Annotated in this window: 23 protein-coding genes; 3 read left to right on the plus strand and 20 right to left on the minus strand. The window is 42.0% G+C overall.

The window, feature by feature from the left end:
* Positions 1-78 precede the first annotated feature (78 nt).
* Positions 79-1,185: a DUF4932 domain-containing protein gene (locus ACKVDP_RS02925; RefSeq protein ID WP_409227308.1), complete on the plus strand. Its 1,107-nt coding sequence runs from the start codon at positions 79-81 to the stop codon at positions 1,183-1,185.
* A 55-nt stretch (positions 1,186-1,240) separates the two neighbouring features.
* Here the strand turns inward: ACKVDP_RS02925 and ACKVDP_RS02930 are convergent, their stop codons facing one another.
* From ACKVDP_RS02930 to ACKVDP_RS02960, 7 genes are all read right to left on the minus strand, one after another.
* Positions 1,241-1,699 (minus strand): hypothetical protein, encoded by a 459-nt coding sequence (locus ACKVDP_RS02930; RefSeq protein WP_409227309.1) that lies wholly within the window; start codon positions 1,697-1,699, stop codon positions 1,241-1,243.
* Between the two features lie 27 nt (positions 1,700-1,726).
* Positions 1,727-2,689: an alpha/beta fold hydrolase gene (locus ACKVDP_RS02935; protein WP_409227310.1), complete on the minus strand. Its 963-nt coding sequence runs from the start codon at positions 2,687-2,689 to the stop codon at positions 1,727-1,729.
* A gap of 67 nt (positions 2,690-2,756) precedes the next feature.
* Entirely contained in the window at positions 2,757-3,155 is a 399-nt protein-coding gene (locus tag ACKVDP_RS02940; protein ID WP_409227311.1) for a DUF6608 family protein, read from the minus strand.
* A gap of 77 nt (positions 3,156-3,232) precedes the next feature.
* Positions 3,233-3,850 carry a cyclase family protein gene (locus tag ACKVDP_RS02945; protein ID WP_409227312.1) on the minus strand — a complete coding sequence of 206 codons (618 nt, stop codon included), beginning with the start codon at positions 3,848-3,850 and terminating at the stop codon, positions 3,233-3,235.
* 69 nt (positions 3,851-3,919) lie between these two features.
* Positions 3,920-4,435 (minus strand): GNAT family N-acetyltransferase, encoded by a 516-nt coding sequence (locus ACKVDP_RS02950; RefSeq protein ID WP_409227313.1) that lies wholly within the window; start codon positions 4,433-4,435, stop codon positions 3,920-3,922.
* Positions 4,436-4,447: 12 nt separating this feature from the next.
* The gene (locus ACKVDP_RS02955) at positions 4,448-5,359 is read right to left on the minus strand and encodes a TPR end-of-group domain-containing protein (RefSeq protein WP_409227314.1); all 912 of its coding nucleotides are present in this window, start codon (positions 5,357-5,359) and stop codon (positions 4,448-4,450) included.
* Between the two features lie 308 nt (positions 5,360-5,667).
* On the minus strand, positions 5,668-5,955 hold the full coding sequence (locus tag ACKVDP_RS02960) for a hypothetical protein (RefSeq protein ID WP_409227315.1): 288 nt from the start codon (positions 5,953-5,955) through the stop codon (positions 5,668-5,670).
* A gap of 325 nt (positions 5,956-6,280) precedes the next feature.
* Here ACKVDP_RS02960 and ACKVDP_RS02965 point away from each other — a divergent pair, with 325 nt between their 5' ends.
* Positions 6,281-7,324 carry an aromatic acid exporter family protein gene (locus ACKVDP_RS02965; RefSeq protein WP_409227316.1) on the plus strand — a complete coding sequence of 348 codons (1,044 nt, stop codon included), beginning with the start codon at positions 6,281-6,283 and terminating at the stop codon, positions 7,322-7,324.
* 40 nt (positions 7,325-7,364) lie between these two features.
* Here the strand turns inward: ACKVDP_RS02965 and ACKVDP_RS02970 are convergent, their stop codons facing one another.
* The 4 genes from ACKVDP_RS02970 to ACKVDP_RS02985 form a co-directional block, all read right to left on the minus strand.
* Complete coding sequence (locus ACKVDP_RS02970; protein ID WP_409227317.1) at positions 7,365-7,715, minus strand: DUF2200 domain-containing protein; 351 nt, start codon at positions 7,713-7,715, stop codon at positions 7,365-7,367.
* A gap of 25 nt (positions 7,716-7,740) precedes the next feature.
* A complete protein-coding gene (locus ACKVDP_RS02975) occupies positions 7,741-8,709 on the minus strand; it encodes a magnesium transporter CorA family protein (RefSeq protein WP_409227318.1) in 969 nt (322 codons plus the stop codon).
* A 101-nt stretch (positions 8,710-8,810) separates the two neighbouring features.
* Positions 8,811-9,746 carry a ketopantoate reductase family protein gene (locus ACKVDP_RS02980; protein ID WP_409227319.1) on the minus strand — a complete coding sequence of 312 codons (936 nt, stop codon included), beginning with the start codon at positions 9,744-9,746 and terminating at the stop codon, positions 8,811-8,813.
* Positions 9,739-10,638 (minus strand): GNAT family N-acetyltransferase, encoded by a 900-nt coding sequence (locus ACKVDP_RS02985; protein WP_409227320.1) that lies wholly within the window; start codon positions 10,636-10,638, stop codon positions 9,739-9,741. Before ACKVDP_RS02985 ends, ACKVDP_RS02980 begins: the two co-directional genes overlap by 8 nt.
* Positions 10,639-10,764: 126 nt before the next feature.
* Here ACKVDP_RS02985 and ACKVDP_RS02990 point away from each other — a divergent pair, with 126 nt between their 5' ends.
* The gene (locus ACKVDP_RS02990; RefSeq protein ID WP_409227321.1) at positions 10,765-11,505 is read left to right on the plus strand and encodes a class I SAM-dependent methyltransferase; all 741 of its coding nucleotides are present in this window, start codon (positions 10,765-10,767) and stop codon (positions 11,503-11,505) included.
* A gap of 117 nt (positions 11,506-11,622) precedes the next feature.
* Here ACKVDP_RS02990 and rlmH read toward each other — a convergent pair whose 3' ends face one another.
* From rlmH to ACKVDP_RS03035, 9 genes are all read right to left on the minus strand, one after another.
* The gene (gene rlmH / locus ACKVDP_RS02995; RefSeq protein ID WP_409227322.1) at positions 11,623-12,102 is read right to left on the minus strand and encodes a 23S rRNA (pseudouridine(1915)-N(3))-methyltransferase RlmH; all 480 of its coding nucleotides are present in this window, start codon (positions 12,100-12,102) and stop codon (positions 11,623-11,625) included.
* 134 nt (positions 12,103-12,236) lie between these two features.
* Entirely contained in the window at positions 12,237-12,749 is a 513-nt protein-coding gene (tpx, locus tag ACKVDP_RS03000) for a thiol peroxidase (protein ID WP_409227323.1), read from the minus strand.
* Between the two features lie 79 nt (positions 12,750-12,828).
* Complete coding sequence (gene surE, locus ACKVDP_RS03005; RefSeq protein WP_409227324.1) at positions 12,829-13,599, minus strand: 5'/3'-nucleotidase SurE; 771 nt, start codon at positions 13,597-13,599, stop codon at positions 12,829-12,831.
* A 9-nt stretch (positions 13,600-13,608) separates the two neighbouring features.
* Positions 13,609-14,754, minus strand: a complete 1,146-nt coding sequence (gene htrA, locus ACKVDP_RS03010) for a serine protease HtrA (RefSeq protein WP_409227325.1) — start codon at positions 14,752-14,754, stop codon at positions 13,609-13,611.
* Between the two features lie 15 nt (positions 14,755-14,769).
* Positions 14,770-15,564: an MBL fold metallo-hydrolase gene (locus ACKVDP_RS03015; protein ID WP_409227326.1), complete on the minus strand. Its 795-nt coding sequence runs from the start codon at positions 15,562-15,564 to the stop codon at positions 14,770-14,772.
* 82 nt (positions 15,565-15,646) lie between these two features.
* Positions 15,647-16,492, minus strand: coding sequence for a two-component system regulatory protein YycI (gene yycI, locus ACKVDP_RS03020; RefSeq protein ID WP_409227327.1), 846 nt, complete (start codon positions 16,490-16,492; stop codon positions 15,647-15,649).
* Between the two features lie 11 nt (positions 16,493-16,503).
* A complete protein-coding gene (locus ACKVDP_RS03025) occupies positions 16,504-17,928 on the minus strand; it encodes a hypothetical protein (RefSeq protein ID WP_409227328.1) in 1,425 nt (474 codons plus the stop codon).
* A gap of 22 nt (positions 17,929-17,950) precedes the next feature.
* Entirely contained in the window at positions 17,951-18,451 is a 501-nt protein-coding gene (locus ACKVDP_RS03030; RefSeq protein WP_409227329.1) for a hypothetical protein, read from the minus strand.
* Positions 18,452-18,538: 87 nt separating this feature from the next.
* Entirely contained in the window at positions 18,539-20,326 is a 1,788-nt protein-coding gene (locus ACKVDP_RS03035; protein WP_409227330.1) for a sensor histidine kinase, read from the minus strand.

Here is a 20,326-nt window from a genome sequence, read left to right on the forward strand (position 1 = left end):
TACTATTATGTTATTGTATTATCAAAGTTGATTAGCATTTTTGACATAGAACTTGATTATTGTATTGGAGGAATTCCCATGAAAAAATTGATTGCAGTTATCTTGGCTTCATTGTTTATCATATCCGGATGCACCTCACCAAGCTCAATCTCGGACCTTGGTCTTGATGATCCCCGCTTCGATGGATATGTTCCAGAGAAATCCATTTACTACAATCCTGAATCAAGGATAAAATTCAGGGTTAGCCCAATGATCGAGACCACATATCTGGCTGTTGAAATGGCAAATGGTGGCAATGACTTCACCAATTATCAGGACAACACGCCCTATGTTGAGGCTGGAAGGGAGAGGTTCAGGGATTTTGAGGACCATGAGTTTGTAAGGATGCTTTCCTCCATGATGGCTAGAGGATACACCTATGATGCCATCCCATCCTCAATCTACCATTTCAACGAGAATTTTGAATTAAGGGATGATATAGAGATAAATGAATTTACCATGAAGAGGTCTAGTGGACAGGAGAATCTGGAGAAGCTTATGGTTTATCTGAAGGCCTTCAGGATGGACAGTGACTTTGATTCATATTTTTTGGAGAACAAGGAAGAGTATATAAAGATGATGGATAAGGGTCATCATATGCTCACCTCCCACAATGTGGAGGAGGTTGTTGAGAGCTTCTATGGAAAACCCATACAGAACTCAATCATCACCATCACTCCCTATGCCAAGAACGCCTACGGGGTCTCAATTGGCCTTAAGACCGGATCCCTTGAGGTGCTGCCAACCCTGGGAGTATATGATGATGATGAGATATTCCTGAATGTCCTGGTCCATGAGATTTCCCACACCTATGTGAATCCACTGACTGCCAAGCAGGGAGAGATTTTGGATGAAACTGAAGGCTTGTATGCCCCCATTGAGAAGGTAATGTCCAGCCAAGCCTATACGACCTGGGAGACAACGGTAAACGAGCATATTGTAAGGGTCAGCACAGCAATCATTCTAAGGGATATTCTTGGGGAAACAGCATATGAGAACGCTCTTGCCAGGGACCGTGAACGGGGCTTTGAATACATAGATGAGATTGTTGAGTCAGTTTCATACTATACTGAAAACAGGGACAAATACCCAACCTTCCAGGATTATCATCCTGAATTGATGAAGGTATTTCTTGAAATTAAATAAAAATGTGTCCATTGGGACTGACCCCATGGACACATTTTTATCTTCACTACTTATATCAGAACAGGAACCAGCCCGCTGCCAGTCCAAAGATTACACTATATATAAACATTTCCAGAAAAAGCTTTATGGAAGCATTACCCCGGATATACCTGGGCTTCATGTAAACTAACCCTTCTATGTTGTGGGGGAATGGGACTGCACAGGCCAAGTCAGTATAGATAAACATGAGCCCCCCAAGGAACAGAGCTCTTATTACAAAGGCTATTTCCCCAAGCACCCCTAGGATTGGATAGAGCACCACTGACATCAAAATTCCTCTGACCAGCTGTGCCGGAATAAACCATTTTTCAACGTGTTTACTCTCCTCTTTTACGGACATGTCCCTAAGATAATCAATGACCCTTTGCTTGTCCTCATACAGGTCCTTGCTCACCTTCAGTGCGATCATCCCTGCTAGGGTGTAGGATATTGTATGAATTAAAGTGAACAGCATGCTAAATACTATGTATTTCATATGCACCCTCCTCAATAAAGGAATTATTTAATCGATCTCAGAAAGAAAAGTCTTTAACTCCCTGGCTATCAATTCGGCCTCTTCATGATGTATATAGTGCCCGGTATCCAGTATCGTAAAGTCTTTTTTGTCAATCCTGGAAAGATACAATAGCAATACATCCTTCCATCCCTTAACCGTTTGGCCCTGCTGCTGGGAGATGAAAAAGAACATCGGAGTATTCTGTGGAATTTGTCCTTTTCCCACGATTCTGGAATTCTCCTTTAGAAACTCCACCTCTCTTAGCATGTCTTTTGTTAGTGTACTTCTAAAAAACATCGCCTTGTAAACTAGCTTTTCTCCTTCTGACAGGTCATCCGAATCCATAAGAGGCAGATTTTTAATGAGCTCAGCCTCAGGCATAAACCTTGTCAGTCCTATTTTGGATATAAAGTGCAGCAAGCTTAGCTGTACATTACTGGGTTCGGAAAGAACTTCCGTGGTTTCAGGCACACTGGGATCCAAGCCTATTATTGCCTTAACCTCATCAGGGTATTTCTGGGCCCAATAGATGGCTTCAAGTCCAGACATAGAATGTGGTAAAAGTACGTAGGGAGGCTTCTCTCCAGCACCCTCCAGAGATCTTCTTGTTTCTTCCAGGATAGTTTGTATATCCCTCGGGCTATCTGATACCTTACTCCAGCCATAGCCTGATTTTTCCACAACAGCTATCCTGTACTCATCCTTCATTCTCATCCACAATGGTTTGAAGTCCAAGGTTGGGCTACTGGTTCCATGACCAGCAAGAAACACAAGAGTTATCTCCCCTTCACCCTCTGAATAGACATGTAGACTCTTGTCACCGACCTCGATCATTTCCCCGGGTGGTGGAAAAGCTGCTTTTTCCTTATTCAATTGAATGCTGTGGTTGATTGTTGAAACAATCAGCAGAAGCAGAATCAATGATGCTATTACTCCAAATACAATAGCTACAATCATTAATGGTTTCATTTACACCTCCTTTGACGAAATTATCTTTGGTTCTCTATCAACATCTTTATCAGCGCCAATTTTTCGACTACTTGTCCTTTGATGCCTTCCTTCTGTTCCTGAAATGGATCACTATCATAACGACTGCCGCTATGGTGGTAAAGTTGAGGAAAATATCCCTATAGGCATCAGGATGCAGGGGTTGAAAGAATCCTGTTATCCAAACATAAATAAATACTATTCCCATGGAGATTGAATAAGGGACTAAATATGTTAGAATCTTGTTCTTCAGTTTGATTGTTTCAAACAGCAAAATTGTAATGGTTGCAATCAAGACCACAGCTGCCCTATTCAATATGTGGAAGTTTGTGTCTGTCATCTGACCATTGGTCAGCTGCAAAAAACTGCTTAGAATCGTTGTAAATGAGAACATTACACTAAAAAGTATCAATCCCTTCCTGGTCGTTTCAATTGCTCGTACTCTCATATTTTATCCTCACATTTTATATTTGGGTAATCTTCTTTCCAGGGGGACTGACCCCGTGGGTACACTATTCTGCTGACTTAAATTCTTGCCACAACCCTTGCCAGCGATGCCTCTGCCCTTATCTTTAGTGGCAATGCAATGATCTCGAAATCATCAACCGCCAGAAGTCTTTCAAGATTTTTCAGATTTTCAATAATCAGTATGTCGTTTCCTAAAAGTTTCTTGTGGATACCAAATGGATAGTGGTCTGGGGAGGGAAGGTCCATTCCGATCATCTTAACTCTTCTTTCAACAAGGAAATCCGCCAAAGGCTCTTCAACCACAGGATGGTCCATAAAGTAGGTGTCGCTTCCAAACAGACTCTCAAAACCAGTAAAAAGAAGTACTATACTGTTCTCCTTTACCATATCCAGGTAACTTTCCTTCATGCAAATTGACTTTTGACCCCTTACATCGAGTAGGATTCCTTTGCCAATAAACCTGTCCAGGGGATAATCACTTATCAATTGGTCGCTTTCCATTATGTGACTGGCAACATCTATATGGGTCCCCACATGCATCCCTGTTTCCAGCTTGGTGTCGTTATACATATCATTTTCAAGGAATCTGTTCTTATACAGCTTTAATTCATCATCTCCTGGATAAGAGCTAATACCCGCTTCTATTGTATAACTTAAATCAATAAGTCCAGCCATGAATCAGATCCTCCTTTTTTGATCCTAACCTCCTGTTGAATGGTACAGCAAAGTGGCTTCAATGATTAACTAAATTCTTAAATTCATCACAATTACGGTATGCTCCTTGTTCCCAAAGGACTGTTCTTTCCTTTCCACCTCCTGATAGCCGAGCTTTTTCCAGAAATTCATTCCCTTGATATTTTCCTCAATCACTCCAATTCTTAGGATTGATCCACCGTTTAAGGAAACATATTCCCTGATGTAGTCGTGTATGGCACTGCCTAAACTGATCCCTCTTCTATCTGGGTCTATGAGCAGCAATCCTATTATCCACTCACCTGGTACCTTGTAGTCCCTAACCATTTCAACAACACCTATGAGTAATTCATTCCCGTAGACTCCCAGGACCAATTTGTCCTCCATGTCCTTTCCAGGAGGCAGATCATTCAAGATATCATAGCCCGCATTGCTTGCTGGCATCCGCCCTTCAGTGAGAATAGCGAATTCATAGCATCTTTCACATAGGTCCTGTAAATCACCCTCATCATTAGCACCGAGTGATTTTATATAAAAAACTTCTCCATTCACGGTTATTCCCTTCATCTGCTTTCTCCATCAATTATCCACTTCAAGAAATTCCCTAACAAGCTCCTCAAAATCATCCGGGAACTCATGTCCCAGTTCATTCACCCATATTGACTTGACTGCGGCACCATTTCTGATCAACTCTCTTGACAGCAGCATGCTTGGTTCCAGACAGTCCAGGTCCCTTGTACCGCAAATTATCGTCACACTTATATCTTTTCCTATGATCTCTTTCACCAATGGGCCCAAGTTATTTTCAACTACGGGAATCCATGGTGACTGAAGTATAATCCCAGTACAGTCAATGTCCTCCTCAAGTATTGCACGCAAGATCACATTGCAGCCAGCCGAGAAGCCTCCTATAACTCTTTTCTTGTAGCTATTCCATTGCATCCTACTCAAACTCTGGCTCAGCTGTCCTGGTCCATCTCCATTGTCATCCCATCTGAATATTTCACAGGAGTCAATCTCCTTGGATTGCATGTACTCAACCTGGAGGCTGTCAACAGCAATTGATGACCATTCCTCCTTGCTGTGTGACATGTTTTGCTGGTTTCCATGAAGTGCCAGCAGTATGTTATTCTGTGTCTTCTTTTCCCAAGATACAATAGTTTCAGCTGTCTTTAGGGCCTCCTGGTATCTCTTGATTGAGATATCCTTGAGTTCTTTAAATCTGGATTTCTCCCTTAAGCTATCCAAATCCTCATCATCAAAAACCTCAGACCTGTACCAATAGCATTTTCCAATTATTGCCTCTTCCAGGTAACCCATTGCCTCCTCTGTCTTCCCATCCAGTGCTGCCAGACAGTAGAGAAAGTTGTAGTACTGGCCAGTGGGTTCTGGGATTTCCTTCTTATGTCCAAGTATAAAGTCATAGGCTTCCTTTACACCCTTTTCTTCCAATAACTCCAGGGTCTGATTCAACAGTTTATCCTCTTTCATGTGCCCTCCTTTTATTATCCATGCACTCCCAATGTACAGGTAATTATTTAGGTACAAGCGATGCCCCTTCTCTGCGTTACTAGTTTATCCCTTCATCTTCTTTCAATTTAGAGTATACCAAAAAATCCAGTCGGCAAGTTGTTTTTTTCTCATTTTTTGTCAATATTGCAGCATTTCTCATTGGCCCTCTTATGAACAATCCATCAAGGTGGTCCTACACCATGGGCACTTATACATACTGGCAGATAAAACACCAACCAGTAAAACGGGAACCTCCCAAACGAAGCTGGAGGTTCCCGTAATAAAATCTACTTTTTGCTATTTGTCATTGAAACTATGGCAACGATTACGACAACGATTACAGCACCAACAATAAGATAAAAAAGTAGTCCCCTACCTTCTTCGTCTGTTCCACCGTTGATGTCAATGTTAACGTCAAGGTCTGGTTCTTCTTCTCCATCACCATCTGAAGCATAGGCAACAAACTGATTCACTGTTACCACAAGTTCATCTTCTTCTGTCATCAAGCTTATTCCTGGCATTATAGCACTCATAAGCAAAGCCATTGCTACGACTAAAAACATTGTTTTTTTCACACAAAAAACCTCCTTTGATATTATGTATGTACACAACAAACCAAGAGGTTCTTACTTTTTTTAGTTACCCTCTATTTTATTAGATAATCAGGTATTTAACATCTTTTGAGTGTTCCACCTAATCAGGTGATGGATTAGTAAAGTGTATGCTACTCAAAATGAGTTTTCAAATTATATTGATAGAGTCCATTTAAATCTTATGAAATATTTGTGTTACAGAGTTTCCTTAGCTGAATTATCTTGTAAGTACATCCTCAAACTGTTAGAATCATTGTATTGTTTGGTTGTGTTTATTTCTAAATGCTCACACGAGGAGATGTATGGATTGTTAAGAGTAAAAAAATACATAGGTCTTAGGACCTTAAAGACGGCTTTTGGAGCAGGACTTGGCATATTCTTTGCCCATCTCTTGAACCTGAACTATGGTGTAAACACAGCCATAGTTGTTATTCTTAGTCTTCAGAATACAAAGAGGAAGTCATTGAACCTTGCAGGAGTCAGGATTCTCGCTTCAGTAATTGCCCTGTCACTTGCAAAGCTTGTTTTCACGATTTTTGGCTTTGGTCCCATTTCATTCTCAATTTATCTACTGCTGTTCATACCAATAGTGGTTAGGCTTAGGCTTAATGAAGGCCTTGTTCCAAGCTCGGTTCTTGTCAGCCATCTTCTTGCTTCAAACAGTGTGACCTTTGGTAGTTTAGCCAATGAATTTGCCCAAATGGTAATTGGCGCTTCCATTGCGCTTGTCCTCAACCTCTATATTCCAGGGCTTGAATCTCACCTAATCAATGACCTCGCCGCCATTAAGAGGATAAAGTACAGAATTCTTGAAAGCATGAGGACAGGTCTTATGGATGAGTATGAGTCAGCTGACTGGCTGGTGCTGTTGGAAGAGATGTCCCAGAGGATCGACTTGGCAACCGAAAGGGTTCTCAACGAGACTGGAGAGAACTTCAACCGTGGACTGGACTATCATCTAAGGTACCTTAAAATGGAGTCTGACCAGCTGGAATCCCTAAGATTCATGAACCGCTCAGTTCGGTCCCTCAGCAGGGGCTGCGAGCTTACCAGACTGGCAGCAGAGCTTTCAGGAAAGGCTCTCACCCAGCTAAAATCAATTAGGATGGACAGGGAGAAAATTCAGGAGATCAAAGGATCTTTGGAACTCCTGGCAAAGCCCACAGATCAATCCTCAATGGAGGAGTTTCAAGCACGTGCAGCTGCATTCCAGTATCTTGAGGATCTTGTACGGCTTCTGGATATCAGAACTGATTTTGTTGATTCGCTATCCTATTCCGACAGAAAGCTATTTCGGGAGATGCATTCAAAAATTCGGGAGATGGAAAATGCCGGCCTGGATCAACAATGAAGAAGGTACCTTTGGATTTCTCCATAAGGTACCCTTTTCATTATGACCTTAATATCTTCTCCATCTTCTTGCCCTTTGCAAGCTCATCAATGAGCTTATCCAGGTACCTGATTTCCTGCATGAGAGGCTCCTCAATTTCCTCAACCCTAACTCCACAGACCACTCCCTTAATCAACTCCCTTGAAGGGTTCAGCCTGGGTGCTTCATTGAAAAATCCCTCAAAATCTGTCTGCTTGGCAAGCTGGTCCTCCAGCTCCCTCTGGCTGTAGCCTGTAAGCCAATGGATAATCTGGTCCACTTCCTCCTTTGTGCGTCCCTTCTTTTCAGCCTTTGCAACATACATTGGATAGACCTTCGCAAAGCTCATCCTGTAGATTTTATGATCTGCCATGGTATCTCCTTTCGTAATCATGTGACTAAAATCTCTTCCTGTTTACAATTCCAGCAACCACAAACATCAATGCAACCGATAGAAGTATTATCCCAATGTATGCAAGTGACCTCTCCTGAAATGGGAGGTTTACATTCATTCCATAGAAGCTGGTTACAATAGCAGGTATTGCCAATGATATGGTCACTACTGTAAGGAACTTCATCACTATGTTCAGATTGTTTGATATGATGGATGCAAAAGCATCCATGGTGTTACTTAGTATGTTTGTATATATGTCAATAAGAGCTATGGCTTGTTTGTTCTCCACTATCAGCTCCTTGAGGTTATCCTCATTATCCTCATTCCTTTCAAGTAGTGTCTGAATAAGTAGATATCTTTCATTTTTCACCTTACTTACATAGGATGAGAATATCTTTTCCATAACTGTCTGGTTTGACCTTAGTGCAGTTGAGAAATACACAAGGCTGTGCTCCAGATTCAATAGCTTTATAAGCTCCTCGTTTTTCAGGAATTTGTTAATATAGTCCTCTATGATGGCAGATTTCTTTTCAATTTCCTTAAGGTACTTAAGGTACAGATTAACCATCCTTAGAAGAATCTTATATACCAGTGCAACACGGTTATTCATACCCTTTATTTCGTCTTCAGGCATGCCTTCGATAACCTCATTCTCCATTAGTGTCACAGTCAACAAGACCCTCTCGGTGAGAATAATCCCAAGTGGCAATGTGTTATAGGAATCAAACTTACCACTATCATCCTTGTAAGGTATATTCACCAGGATAAACAGCTGCCCGTTTCCCGCCTCAATTCTTGAGTTCTCGTCATTGTCCAAGGAAGCCTTAATATAGATGGGTTTAATGCCAAACCTCTCCACCAACGCCTGAGACTCCTCCTCAGTTGGATTTATGAGGTGGATCCATTGATTGCTGTCCTCGATGGTGTTGGCCTCCATTATTCCAGCATCGGTGATTGAATAGAGCTTTTGCATATTATCACTCCCGTAACTGCAACATTTATCCCAATTATTATATACCCCTCTAAAGCTCTAACTCCCATGCTATGACATAGAATCAAATGAACTCTCCCAATCTATAGAATCTTTGAACGGATCTTTCCATATACAATCTCAGCTACTGAAGTTGGTACTCCATATTCCTTTCCAAGTCTTATGATTGTCCCTCCAATAAGGTCTCCCTCGTCCTTTCCCCTTCCACTCTCAATGTCCCTTTGGTATGATGTTCTGGTTTCATAGGGGTAGAACTGGGCATTTCCAAGATAGGTTTCTATCAAGGAATCCTTCACAGGAATGCCTTTGGCCTTTGCCAGATCAACAACCTCTTCCATGATGCTCCTGATCAGACCTTTGTGTTCCTGATCCTCCATCACCTCTCCAAATGACTTCCCTGAGTATGCAGTCACCAGGGCAAAGGGTGAAAACATGATGAATTTTTCCCAGATTGTTGTTTCCGGTCTCCTTTCCCATCTGTAGGGGATTTCGGATTCATTCAGGATTTCCAGAAGCTCACTGGGATAATAACTCTCGAATTGTGGATCTTTTCCAAACACCAATAATGTCGTGCCACCCTTGTGAACCACTTTCCCTGGTCCATTTACAGATGAAGTTACAAAGATGCATGAAGGAAGGACTATCCCTTTATCAAGCCATTCCTTGATTCTCTCGTATATGTCCACACCGTTTAAAGGTGCTATGATAACAGTGTTCTCATTTGAAATCTTATTGATGTCTTTAACTGCATCCATCAGGTCATAGCCCTTGACGGTCAGGAAAACATAGTCCATAATAGGTAGATCATCTACATTATCCACCACTTTGGTGGGATGGCATTTAATCTCTCCCTTTGATGGGGTGGCAAGGGTAAGTCCATTTTTGTCTATTGCCATCAGATGCTTCCCTCTGGCTATGAAATATACCTCAAGCTTGTCACTTGAAGCATTTGCAAGCATTCCTCCCAGGTATCCTCCAACTCCTCCAATTCCATATACACAAATTTTCCTCTTATTCATTTGCTTTTAACCTCCATTCACTGGCTGTAGAAAAAGGTCTCATTCCGATGCTATAGTAAAACTGCTGGGATGAACCCACCAAGACCTTCTTGGCTCCCAGGTCTCCAACCCTTTTTATGCCTTCAAGTACCGCAGCCTTACCCAATCCCATCCTCCTGTAGTCAGGGTCTGTTGCCACTGGCTCTATTACTGCAAAGTCACTCCTTTTGTCATACCACATCCCACAGTAGGAAGTAAAGTTTCCATCAGGTGCAACCACTGCAATCTTAAGGCTTAGGTCAACATTGTCTCTCTTCATTTGAAGATTTCCAGCCAACTCATTTTCTTTCGTGAATTTGAACTCACCCTCCCCATCAAGCTCATGGTTAAAGCCCTTCCAGAGGACACGGTAATACTGATACAGGTCGTAAGTGTCCTGGATTGTAGTGATCCTGAATCCTTCGGGAAGACTAAATTCTGTCGATGTTTTTCCAATGTAAAATATTGCATCGGATTCCTTGTCCTCAGTGGCTACAAATCCAAGTTCAGCTGCAATATCCTGAAAATTTGTATCAGAATCCGGAATGACAACCCCAAATTTGTCCCCATCTGCCAGGTGCTCCTTTGAATAAAGCAGCATTTCATTCTTTAGCTGATCATATTCTGGGTTTGTAAGGCAGAATGCAGTTCCAAGTCGTAGGTCAAAGGTTGCAATCCCCACAATGTCGTCTTCATTCTCCCATATGCCAATTCTACCCACTGCATCCCTGTCAAGATAGTCGTGGGTTATCATCCAGTCCCACCTGGCGTATGTAAAATTTGTTGATCCAAGCTGTAACAAGAATTCCCTTACCTTACGGTAGTCCTCTGTAATGCCTGCTTCCTTTGTATAATTCCTGAATCTTATTGTCATGGGTTGCCTCCTGAAAAATGTATTATTTGTACCCTTCCAAAATGAGTCAGTAGAACCGTCCCCAATGACTCACTATTGTTACATCTCCTAATTAACAGTATAATGAATTGAAGGGAGGTTTGTAAAATGGAAAATTATTTCTTTGAAGCTTTTGAGGTCATGGATAGACTTGCACCAGGAAGTGAAGCATCTACGCTTAAGGCAATTTCCATGTATAAGGGTCCAAAGGAAGCTACGGATATTTTGGACATTGGCTGTGGCAATGGTATTCATACTATGCTATTGGCCAAGGAGTTCCCCAAGGCAAAGATAATAGCAATAGACAATCACCAGAAATTTATTGAAAACCTAAACGATACAATGGAAAAGAATGGATTATCCCAGAGGGTGACTGGAAAGTGCCTCTCTATGTTTGATATGGATTTTGATGAGAAGTCATTTGATCTTATCTGGTCCGAGGGAGCAATATACATAGCGGGATTTGAAAGGGGTCTTAAAGAATGGAAAAGACTGCTTAAGGAAAATGGATATCTAATATGCAGTGAGGTCAGTTGGCTTGTGGATAACCCCTCTGAAGAAATAGCCGCATTTTGGGATGAAGAGTATCCACAGATTGATAAAGTCGAAAACAAGATTAAGCACATTGAAGCAGCTGGGTATACCTATCAAGGTCATTTTGTCACACCAAGTACCGATTGGACTGATAACTACTACAACCCACTCCAGGCTAACCTAGACAAAATGCTCCAAAAATACCCTGATAATGACATGGCTAAACAGGTTATAGCTATGCTTCAACATGAGATCGACCTGTATCGCAAATATGGTGATGAATACAGCTACGTTTTCTACATTATGTCAAAGTAACTTAGCTAGACCCAATATATATGATAAAATTCTTTGCAGAAACCACACTTGCTCAAGTGTGGTTTTAGTATTATTGTATCTTTTACAAAATGAGTCACTAGAACCGTCCCCACTGACTCATTTGTGATACGGTTCGTTTCTCATTATCCTAAAAGCCCTGTAAATCTGTTCCATTAGGATCATCCTCATCAGCTGGTGAGGAAATGTCATCTTAGAGAATGACAGCTTAAGATTGGCCCTTTTCAGGACCTCCTTGGACAATCCGAGGGATCCACCTATCACAAAAATAATATGGGAATTTCCTTCAACCATTATGTCGCCTAGCTTTTCCGACAGGGCTTCTGATGACAGCTGCTTGCCCTCAATTGCCAGTGCCACTACATACGCTCCAGAAGGAATCTTCGAAAGGATCTTCTCACCCTCCCTATCCTTGATCATTTCCATTTCCTTGTGGGACAGGTTTTCAGGAGCCTTCTCATCATCCACCTCAATTATTCCTAGGCTGCAGTATCTTGAAAGCCTCTTTGAGTATTCCTTTATCCCCTCGTTCAAATACTTTTCTTTGATCTTTCCAACTGCTACAACATCAATGTTCATTTCTGCCTCCAATACTTCATACTAATCCCTTATACCAGCATTTATATACCTTTATAATAGCATAATTTCATCATTTTTAGGCGAAAAATAAGCCCCCCGGTAGGAAGGCTGTCAATAAATTCTGTTTTGTTTTATCAAATAAGACTTCTGACTACCTCAAGAGCCTTGTCATAGTCAGGGTGGTTTGAATTCTCGGATACATACTCAACATGCTTGACCACATTATCTCTATCCAGAACAACTATTCCTCTGGAAAGAAGTCTCAGCTCCTCGATTTCAAAGCCGTACTTTGTTCCAAAGTCAAGGTCTCTGTAATCTGAAAGGGTTATCACTTTGTCAATGTCATTTGCGCTGCAAAATCTCTTTTGTGCGAATGGGAGATCCACTGAAATTGTTATTATAACAACATCATCAAGCTTGGTTGCCTCTTCGTTGAATCTTATTGTCTGAGTTTCGCACACCCCTGTATCAAGAGAGGTTACCACAGATATGACCTTTACCTTGTCTCCTGCATCACTTAGGCTGTAGGGACTCATGTCGCCCTTGAGAGCAGTAAAGTCAGGGGCCTTGTCTCCTACCTTTACCTCCGTACCGATCAGTGTCATTGGTTTTCCACCCACTGTCAGGGTGTCAGTTCTTCTACTCATTGTATCTATCTCCTTTACTAAATCATCATATTAGCTTCCAAAAGGAAGCCTGTTGAATAGATACCCGTAAATTTGTTCCTTATTCACACTTTGCCTCTTCCTCCATGCACTGCCTTACCTTTTCCATCAGGTGGAAGTTGGTGAAATCATAGCTTAGGGGAGTAAGGGTCGCATAGCCTTCACTTAGGTAGTACCTGTCGGTGTTCTCCTTCAGTTCTGCATCCCTCCTGCCCATTACCTTTAGGGTCCTTTCACCGCTCCCATTCTTTTCAGCAAGGTAATAGTCATATATTGGTCCTCCAATCTTGCAGACCTTGATTGGCTTGGTTTCATCATTCAGGTCATAGGGAGTATTAAGGTTAAGTACTATAGGCATGGTCATTTTTTCGGTGTTCATCTTATCCAGAACCTGAAGTGCATATTTTGCAGCTATTTCATAGTTAAGCCCGTTCTTTGTCCACTCAGCAGACACTGCCACACTTGGGACTCCATAAAGATTCCCTTCAATGGCAGCTGATACTGTTCCAGAGTAAAGAATGTCCATTCCTGAGTTAAGGCCCATGTTTATACCTGAAAATACAATATCTATCTTGTCATCTGCAAGCTCCTCCATTCCAACGCGGACACAGTCCGCTGGCGTACCTGAAATGCTGTATGCTGGAGATTTAATTCCCTCAAGCTCCACCTCCTTGATCACTATTGGCTTGTGTAAGGTGATTGCATGGCTTTGTGCACTTCTTTGGGTCTCAGGTGCCACAATTATTACATCGTGCTCCTTTTCAAGGGCCTTTGCCAGGGTGTGTATCCCCTCTGCCATTATTCCATCATCATTAGCTAGCAATATCTTCATCTTATCCTCCTAGAATTCCTTGAATCTCACGGTCACTTTTCTTGTTGTTCCGTCCCTGTTTATGGTAAGTTCGGCACTTTCACCGATCCTATAGTTGTAGAGTATCTTTCTCAGGTTTGACATGCTGGTTACCTTCTCATCGTCCACATATGTTATTACATCAAGAGGCCTCAGCCCTGCCTCATCCGCTGGAGAGCCCGGCAAGATCTCTATTGCCACAACTCCGTAATCTGCAGGCAGGTCCGTATCCATCTGCACCTCATATATTTCAACCTCACTGCCTGTAAAGCCTATATAGACATTCTTAAAGCTTCCTTCCCTGACAATTTCCTCAATCACTGGCTTGACGAGGTTTATGGGGATTGAAAATCCCAGTCCCTCTCCAGTCTGAATCTTGGCTGTATTGATCCCGATTACTTGTCCTGTGGAGTTAAGCAAAGGTCCACCACTGTTTCCTGGATTTATTGATGCATCTGTCTGGATCAGATCCTCCATTACGTTGTACTGGTTAATCTGAACCGACCTGTGAAGGCCGCTAATTACTCCAGATGTCACGGTTCTTTGGAAGTCAAGCCCCAATGGGTTTCCTATGGCCACAGCCAGCTCGCCAACCCTTATTTCATCTGAGTCTCCAAGCTCAGCCACATGAAGATTTGTTGCATTCACCTTTACTACAGCAAGGTCCAAAGTGGCATCATACCACAATACCCTTCCCTGTACCTTGTCCCCATTTTCAAAGAGAACCTGAATCTCCTGGGCATTCCCGTCTCCGATTACATGGGAGTTTGTAAGGATATATCCGTCGCTGTTTACAACAACTCCCGATCCCACCCCTTCAACTGGTCTGGACCAGAAAAAGTCCCTTTCTATGGATACGGTTGTTATTCCAACAACCGAGCTTACAGCCTTGGTGGCCACTGCTGCCACTACATTGATTTCCTCCACCGGATTGATTGTTACAGTATTCATCATTGATGGCTGACCCTCTGTGTATATTTCAGGTGTGGGAATAATTCTGCCATAGAGATAAGTGGGAGCAACATATGCAGTAACAAGCCCCCCAATCATTCCAGCAATAAGGGCTACCAGTACATACGAAAATATACCTCTCCTTTTGGGCGGCTTGTAATAGCTTCCGTAATTGAAGTCATTCATCATATTTCCTCCTCATTAAAGGCTATATATTCCACTTATACCATCTCTGTTGGTCATGTTTAATCTAAGGTCATTGTCCACGTCAAATCCCTGGCTTAATAGTCCATTCCTAACGGTGGAATATGCAATCTCCGGCTCGTTGTTGTCCTGACTAAGATGTGCAAGAAGCACTATCTCATTTTCTCCCCTCAAAACCTCAGACAACACATCAGCTGCATCATCATTTGAAAGGTGACCCTTTAGGCTCATTATCCTCTTCTTAAGCATCATGGGATAGCTTCCCTCCATGAGCATCTTAACATCGTGGTTTGATTCCATAAAGTAGAAGTGAGAATTGCTTATCCTTTTCTTTATACCCTCATTAATATAGCCTGTATCTGTAACAAAGCTTAACTTGGTCTTATTGTTGAATATAATATAGCCCACTGGCTCACTGGCATCGTGGGAAACGTTAAAGGGATGGATCAGGACATCCTTCAGCTCAATATTCCTGTTTGTCGTAAACACCTTTGTGTTGTGAGTCTTTACATTCTTTATAGTTGACTCCATACCTTTCCAGGTATTCTCATTGGCGTATACGGGAATGTCATAGCGTCTTGACAGCACGCCCACTCCCTTTGAATGGTCGATGTGCTCATGGGTCACAAGGATTGCATCAAGGCTTCTGGGATCCACCTGTATTTCACCTAGGAGCTGTTCAATTCTCTTTCCTGAAAATCCCGCATCTATTATTATCCTTGTATTTTCTGTTTCAATATATTGGCAGTTCCCGCTGCTTCCGCTTGATAGGGAGCAAACCTTAACAGTCATTTATAAAAACCTCCTCTGTTATGATTCTTTAATTATATAGTAACATGCAAAAAAAAAGAAGGATAACCCTTCCTTTTTTTCACTATTCCAGATCTAGTATTACCTTGTACCCATCCTTGAACTGGACTCTCCAGGCTGGAACGGCCCTACCTTCCTTGGCCTGCTGGTAATCATCCAGATATTCCTGCTTTTCTGGGTCGAAATAATAGCATAGGGTAATATCTGTTATTGTCTTGTTGCTGGCATCCCCCATGCTAAGAAGCTCCAGGATCGCCTTTGGTGCCGGTACGATCTTGTAGTCTGTCTGCTCAATTTCCTTGGTGTTTAGCCAGGTTCTTTCCATTCTAACAATATTACCATTCTCTATCCTGAATAAAGTGTAGCTAAGCTCGATATATGAGTCCTGGAATGTTTTGGTAAAGTCAAGATAATAACCGGTCTCAGTCTCTCTCCAATAGGAAAGTCCCATATCTTGGGTTTCATATCCTCTCTCCTGAAGAAATCCCAATGCAAGGTCAACTGCCTGTTCAATATCCTCTATGGAATTCACTGCTTCTTCACCTGAATTTTCATATATCATAAGCTTTTCATTTATGACGGTAACTTCTTCTTTTCCGTTGTCTATCTCCACAACTGCTCCTTCAGACCTGTTTATGGTTCCTTCCGAACCGAAAAAGCTCTCATTTATTCTACCAGGCTGCATGATTTCATACTCAACGGTCAAATTATAAAGCTGCTGGGTTTTTGTGGGTATCTCAGTTTGGAGAACAATTCCATTTCTCCCAAGGAGATCCTCTGTTTCCTGGATGAATTCAGGGTCAAGGACAGCATTTCCAGTGTCCTGTGCACCATACAGAAAGTATGCCAGAAAAATATTTGTCACTAGAAGAGCAACTATAAGTATTGTTTTAGCTTTGGACCAATCCATCCATCATTCTCCTATCTCTCATACACCAACATTCCCGTATATGCATTGAAGGCATATACCCTTCCGTGTGTCCTTATTAGCCACACACCAATCAATCTCTCCTCCTGATCCTTAAGACCAGGATCGTAGTAGGATATTGTTATGTCTTCAACTGAAGCCAATACCCTTTGAACCACCTGGTCACCAAGCTGTTCCTTTGTTTCACCTGTGTGTTGAAGGTACTCGCTTTCCAGGAAAAGGTAATTCTGGTCTATTACATCAAAGGATGACAATATCTGTCTGCTGTCCTGAAGGCTTGCTATGTTAAGGTCCATCTCTCCTCTGAAAAGCTGTCTGTAGCTTCTGACCTGATTGTTGAACACCTCAATTTGCACATATTCCCGGACCTCCCTGTTTCCAAGAAGTACGGGTATCCCCCTTACCCTGTATCTGAAGGTCAGGCTGTATCCAAGGCTGCCCTCTGATTCAATCTCATCAATTCCAGCCAGGTACATACCCTTTGCTGAGTATGCTTTCTGGGATATGAACTCTGATGCTGTTGAAAGGCTCAGATACAGGTTCCTTTCAAGGATGGTATCCTCAAGGGAGTGAAAATACTCCACCGTCCCATTCATATTGAACTTCAATACCTTGTTGTTATAGATGTAAATTGTAGACCCATTGCTTTCAACGATTTGTCTGATGTAGTCAATATCCCTCTCCAGGAACCTTTCCGCCAATATACCCATTTCCCTTGTTGTCATCTGAGCAACATCATTGCTCACATATACAACAGGCAATCTGTGTCTGATCTCATAGGGAACATAGATATCCCCCACATCTGTTGGAAATATTTCAGAAAGTGAGTAATAGTAGTCAAAGTCAGCGCTATCCTCAAATTCCACAATTTCAGAAATTACATTATCTACATTGACTCCCGACTCGTGGACAAAAACATCCCTCTCGCCATCTGAAAAAACAAAAAAAGGATCCCCGCTACCTTTGACTATGGAGATTTTATCCACATAAGGTATGGTATCCACTATGTCGTTTGGTTCGTTAACATCCCAGGCCTTCGCCAGTATATATGTGCTCATGCTTTCGGGGAAGTAGAAAACCACTGCCATTTCTCCCGTTTGTCCAGGTCTGTACCCTGATTCGGATTCCTCTGTCCTGATGGTGTCTGAGCTCAGCAGCCTTGCAAGTGACTCCTTTGAAGTATCCCATATTCCGTACTTGTTTGCATCGTAAACCAAGGTATAATTGTTCCCACCTAAACCTACAAGGTATTTGTTGGGAGCAATCATATCAGAGAGTAAGTAGGATGAAGAGTAGGATATTTCAGGTGTGAAAAAACTAGTCACTCTTTCAGGAAACTGCATCCACAGCTGTTGTGTCATTGCCACACTTGTTCCCACCAAAAGAAAAAGGAGAATGGTCTTAAATTTTTCCTTCATTCAAACCTCTCCTCTTGATATTCTATCTTATTAGCGGCATCCTTATCCCGCCTGACTCCCTTTCATATGGAAGTCGAATCTCGGTTCTTGTAACATCGTATTTGTAAACTATGAATTCCTTGTCTTCAACTCCATCCACTCCGAAGTCTATTACGACCTTGTTAATACCTCTTACAAGATCCATCTGCTTCTGGAAAAATCCCAAATTGCCTGAAGTTACGCTTTCACTTTTAATCAATATATAATCTCCAGGGGATGGTAATCTGTCCAGGTTGAAGCTTCTTCTTGTCAAGTCAGTTGTTCCGTAAAGCTCAACGGTTATTTCTGTTCCTGACGGTGCTCGCCCATTAATAAGAACAACTCTTTCGCTTGAAGAATAGATTGATCTTTCAGGCTTTATAACTTCGTAATCAGCTCTGGTTGTGATTGCATTGCCTGTTGTAACATTGGATGCATGCGCAAAGCTTGCAAAACCAAGAACTGCCATTATTATCATCAAACTGGCCAAAGTTCTTTTGAACATACCCTTACCCCCTTTATCCGCATATTCTATCATCTGAATTATACCCCTGCAATGTTACAATCATATTACAGCAGAGTTAAAATACTATTACATCACCGGCAACGTGATATTAACAACTGTTCCCTTGTTCTTTTTGCTGGTGATTTCTATGGTGCCTTCATGGGCCTCAATAATCTCCTTGGCTATGGAAAGACCAAGACCTGTACCGCCCATATCCCTGCTTCTTCCCTTTTCAACCCTATAGAATCTTTCAAATATCCTTCCCACATCCTCCTCGGGAATTCCTATTCCATTGTCAGATATGCTAACATCTATGAATCTATCACGTTTTTTTGCATTTACCCTTATTATCCCGTTATTTTCAGTGTATTTTATTGCATTGGAGAGGATATTGAGAATAACCTGTTCCATTCCATCTCTATCCGCCTTTATCATAGGTAGTTCAGGCTGAATGTAGGATTCTACTCTTTGGTTTTTTTCATGGGCCAGAAGTTGAAGCTTTCCTATGGAGTCAAGCAGCATGTCTCCAATGGAGATATTCTCCCTGTTCCACTTGGTCTTCTGGTAATCAATATTTGACAGTTGAAGAAGATCTCTTACAAGCCTTCCCATCCTGTCACACTCCCTGTCAATAACGGACAGAAACCTCTGCTGTGTGTCCTGGTCCACGTCATTTGTCATCAATGTCTCAGCATAGCTCTTTATTGTGGTGATTGGAGTCTTCAATTCATGGGATACATTGGCCACAAATTCCTTTCTCATATTATCGAGCCTGTGCTCCTGGGTAATGTCCTGCAGCACCATTATAACCCCTGCTATATGGTCCCTTTCATTTTTGTATGGGGCATACTTCACCTTGTAGACACCTTCATCCTTCTGGAAGGTTGTTTCTCCGTTCAAGGTTTCCGGATCAGTATAATCTATATTTTCCATTCCAAGCTTTTTCAGGTCGAACCTTCCAGCAGTTTCAACAAATTCATCATCTATTTCCATCAGCTTTTGCCCTATTGGGTTCGCATGGATTATATTGCCGTTTTTATCGACCGCTATTACACCCTCTGCCATATAGCTGAATATTGTATCCAGTTTGCTCCTTTCAAGGTCCATCTCCTCGATTGTATCCTTCAGCTTAAGTGTAAGGTGATTGAACATTCCTGCGAGCTGGCCAATCTCATCATCCGATTTTACCTCGACAAACTGGTCGAAGTCTCCCAGGGCCATCTCCTCCGCCTTTTTTGTAACATCCCTGATTGGTCCAGTGATGCTGCTGGCAATGAAGAACCCCAGTACAATTGTTATTCCCAGTGCTATCAAAGTTGCATTTGTAAGTATGGCTCTTGAATCATCAATGGTTCTCTGGACATTTGAAAGGTCAGATGTCATGTAAAGAATTCCGTTGATTTTTCCCACACTGGAAAATACGGGAGCTGCAAAATGCATGAACTCATTTCCCGCCACATCATCCATTATGACAGACTGGGCCTTTTCTCCATGGAATGCACGTCCTATTATGCTGGGGTCGGTGTACCTATAGGATAGGGCATTATTACCAACTATGGACTCATATTGCTTGTTGGTGGTGGCCAGTATTTTGGGCACATCCTCATCGTAGATTACATATAATGTCTCACCGGTTCCAAGCCTCCAGTCGTTCAGCGTTCCCTGGATTCCCTCCCTGTTTTCTGTCCAGTTCCCTGTTGCTATATAGCTAGATGTGGACATTATGGTTTCTATCTGCTGCTCCATTGAAGATCTGGCTGTTTCAAGCTGCTGATCCTCCATTCTGTTCACTATGAAAATACCTATTATAACCATGGCAATAAAAACCAGAAGGAAATACACCACGATAAATTTCCACCTGATGCTGGAAAACAT

It is taken from the genome of Gudongella ferriphila, from assembly GCF_046224405.1.
GTDB lineage: Bacteria > Bacillota > Clostridia > Tissierellales > Tissierellaceae > Gudongella.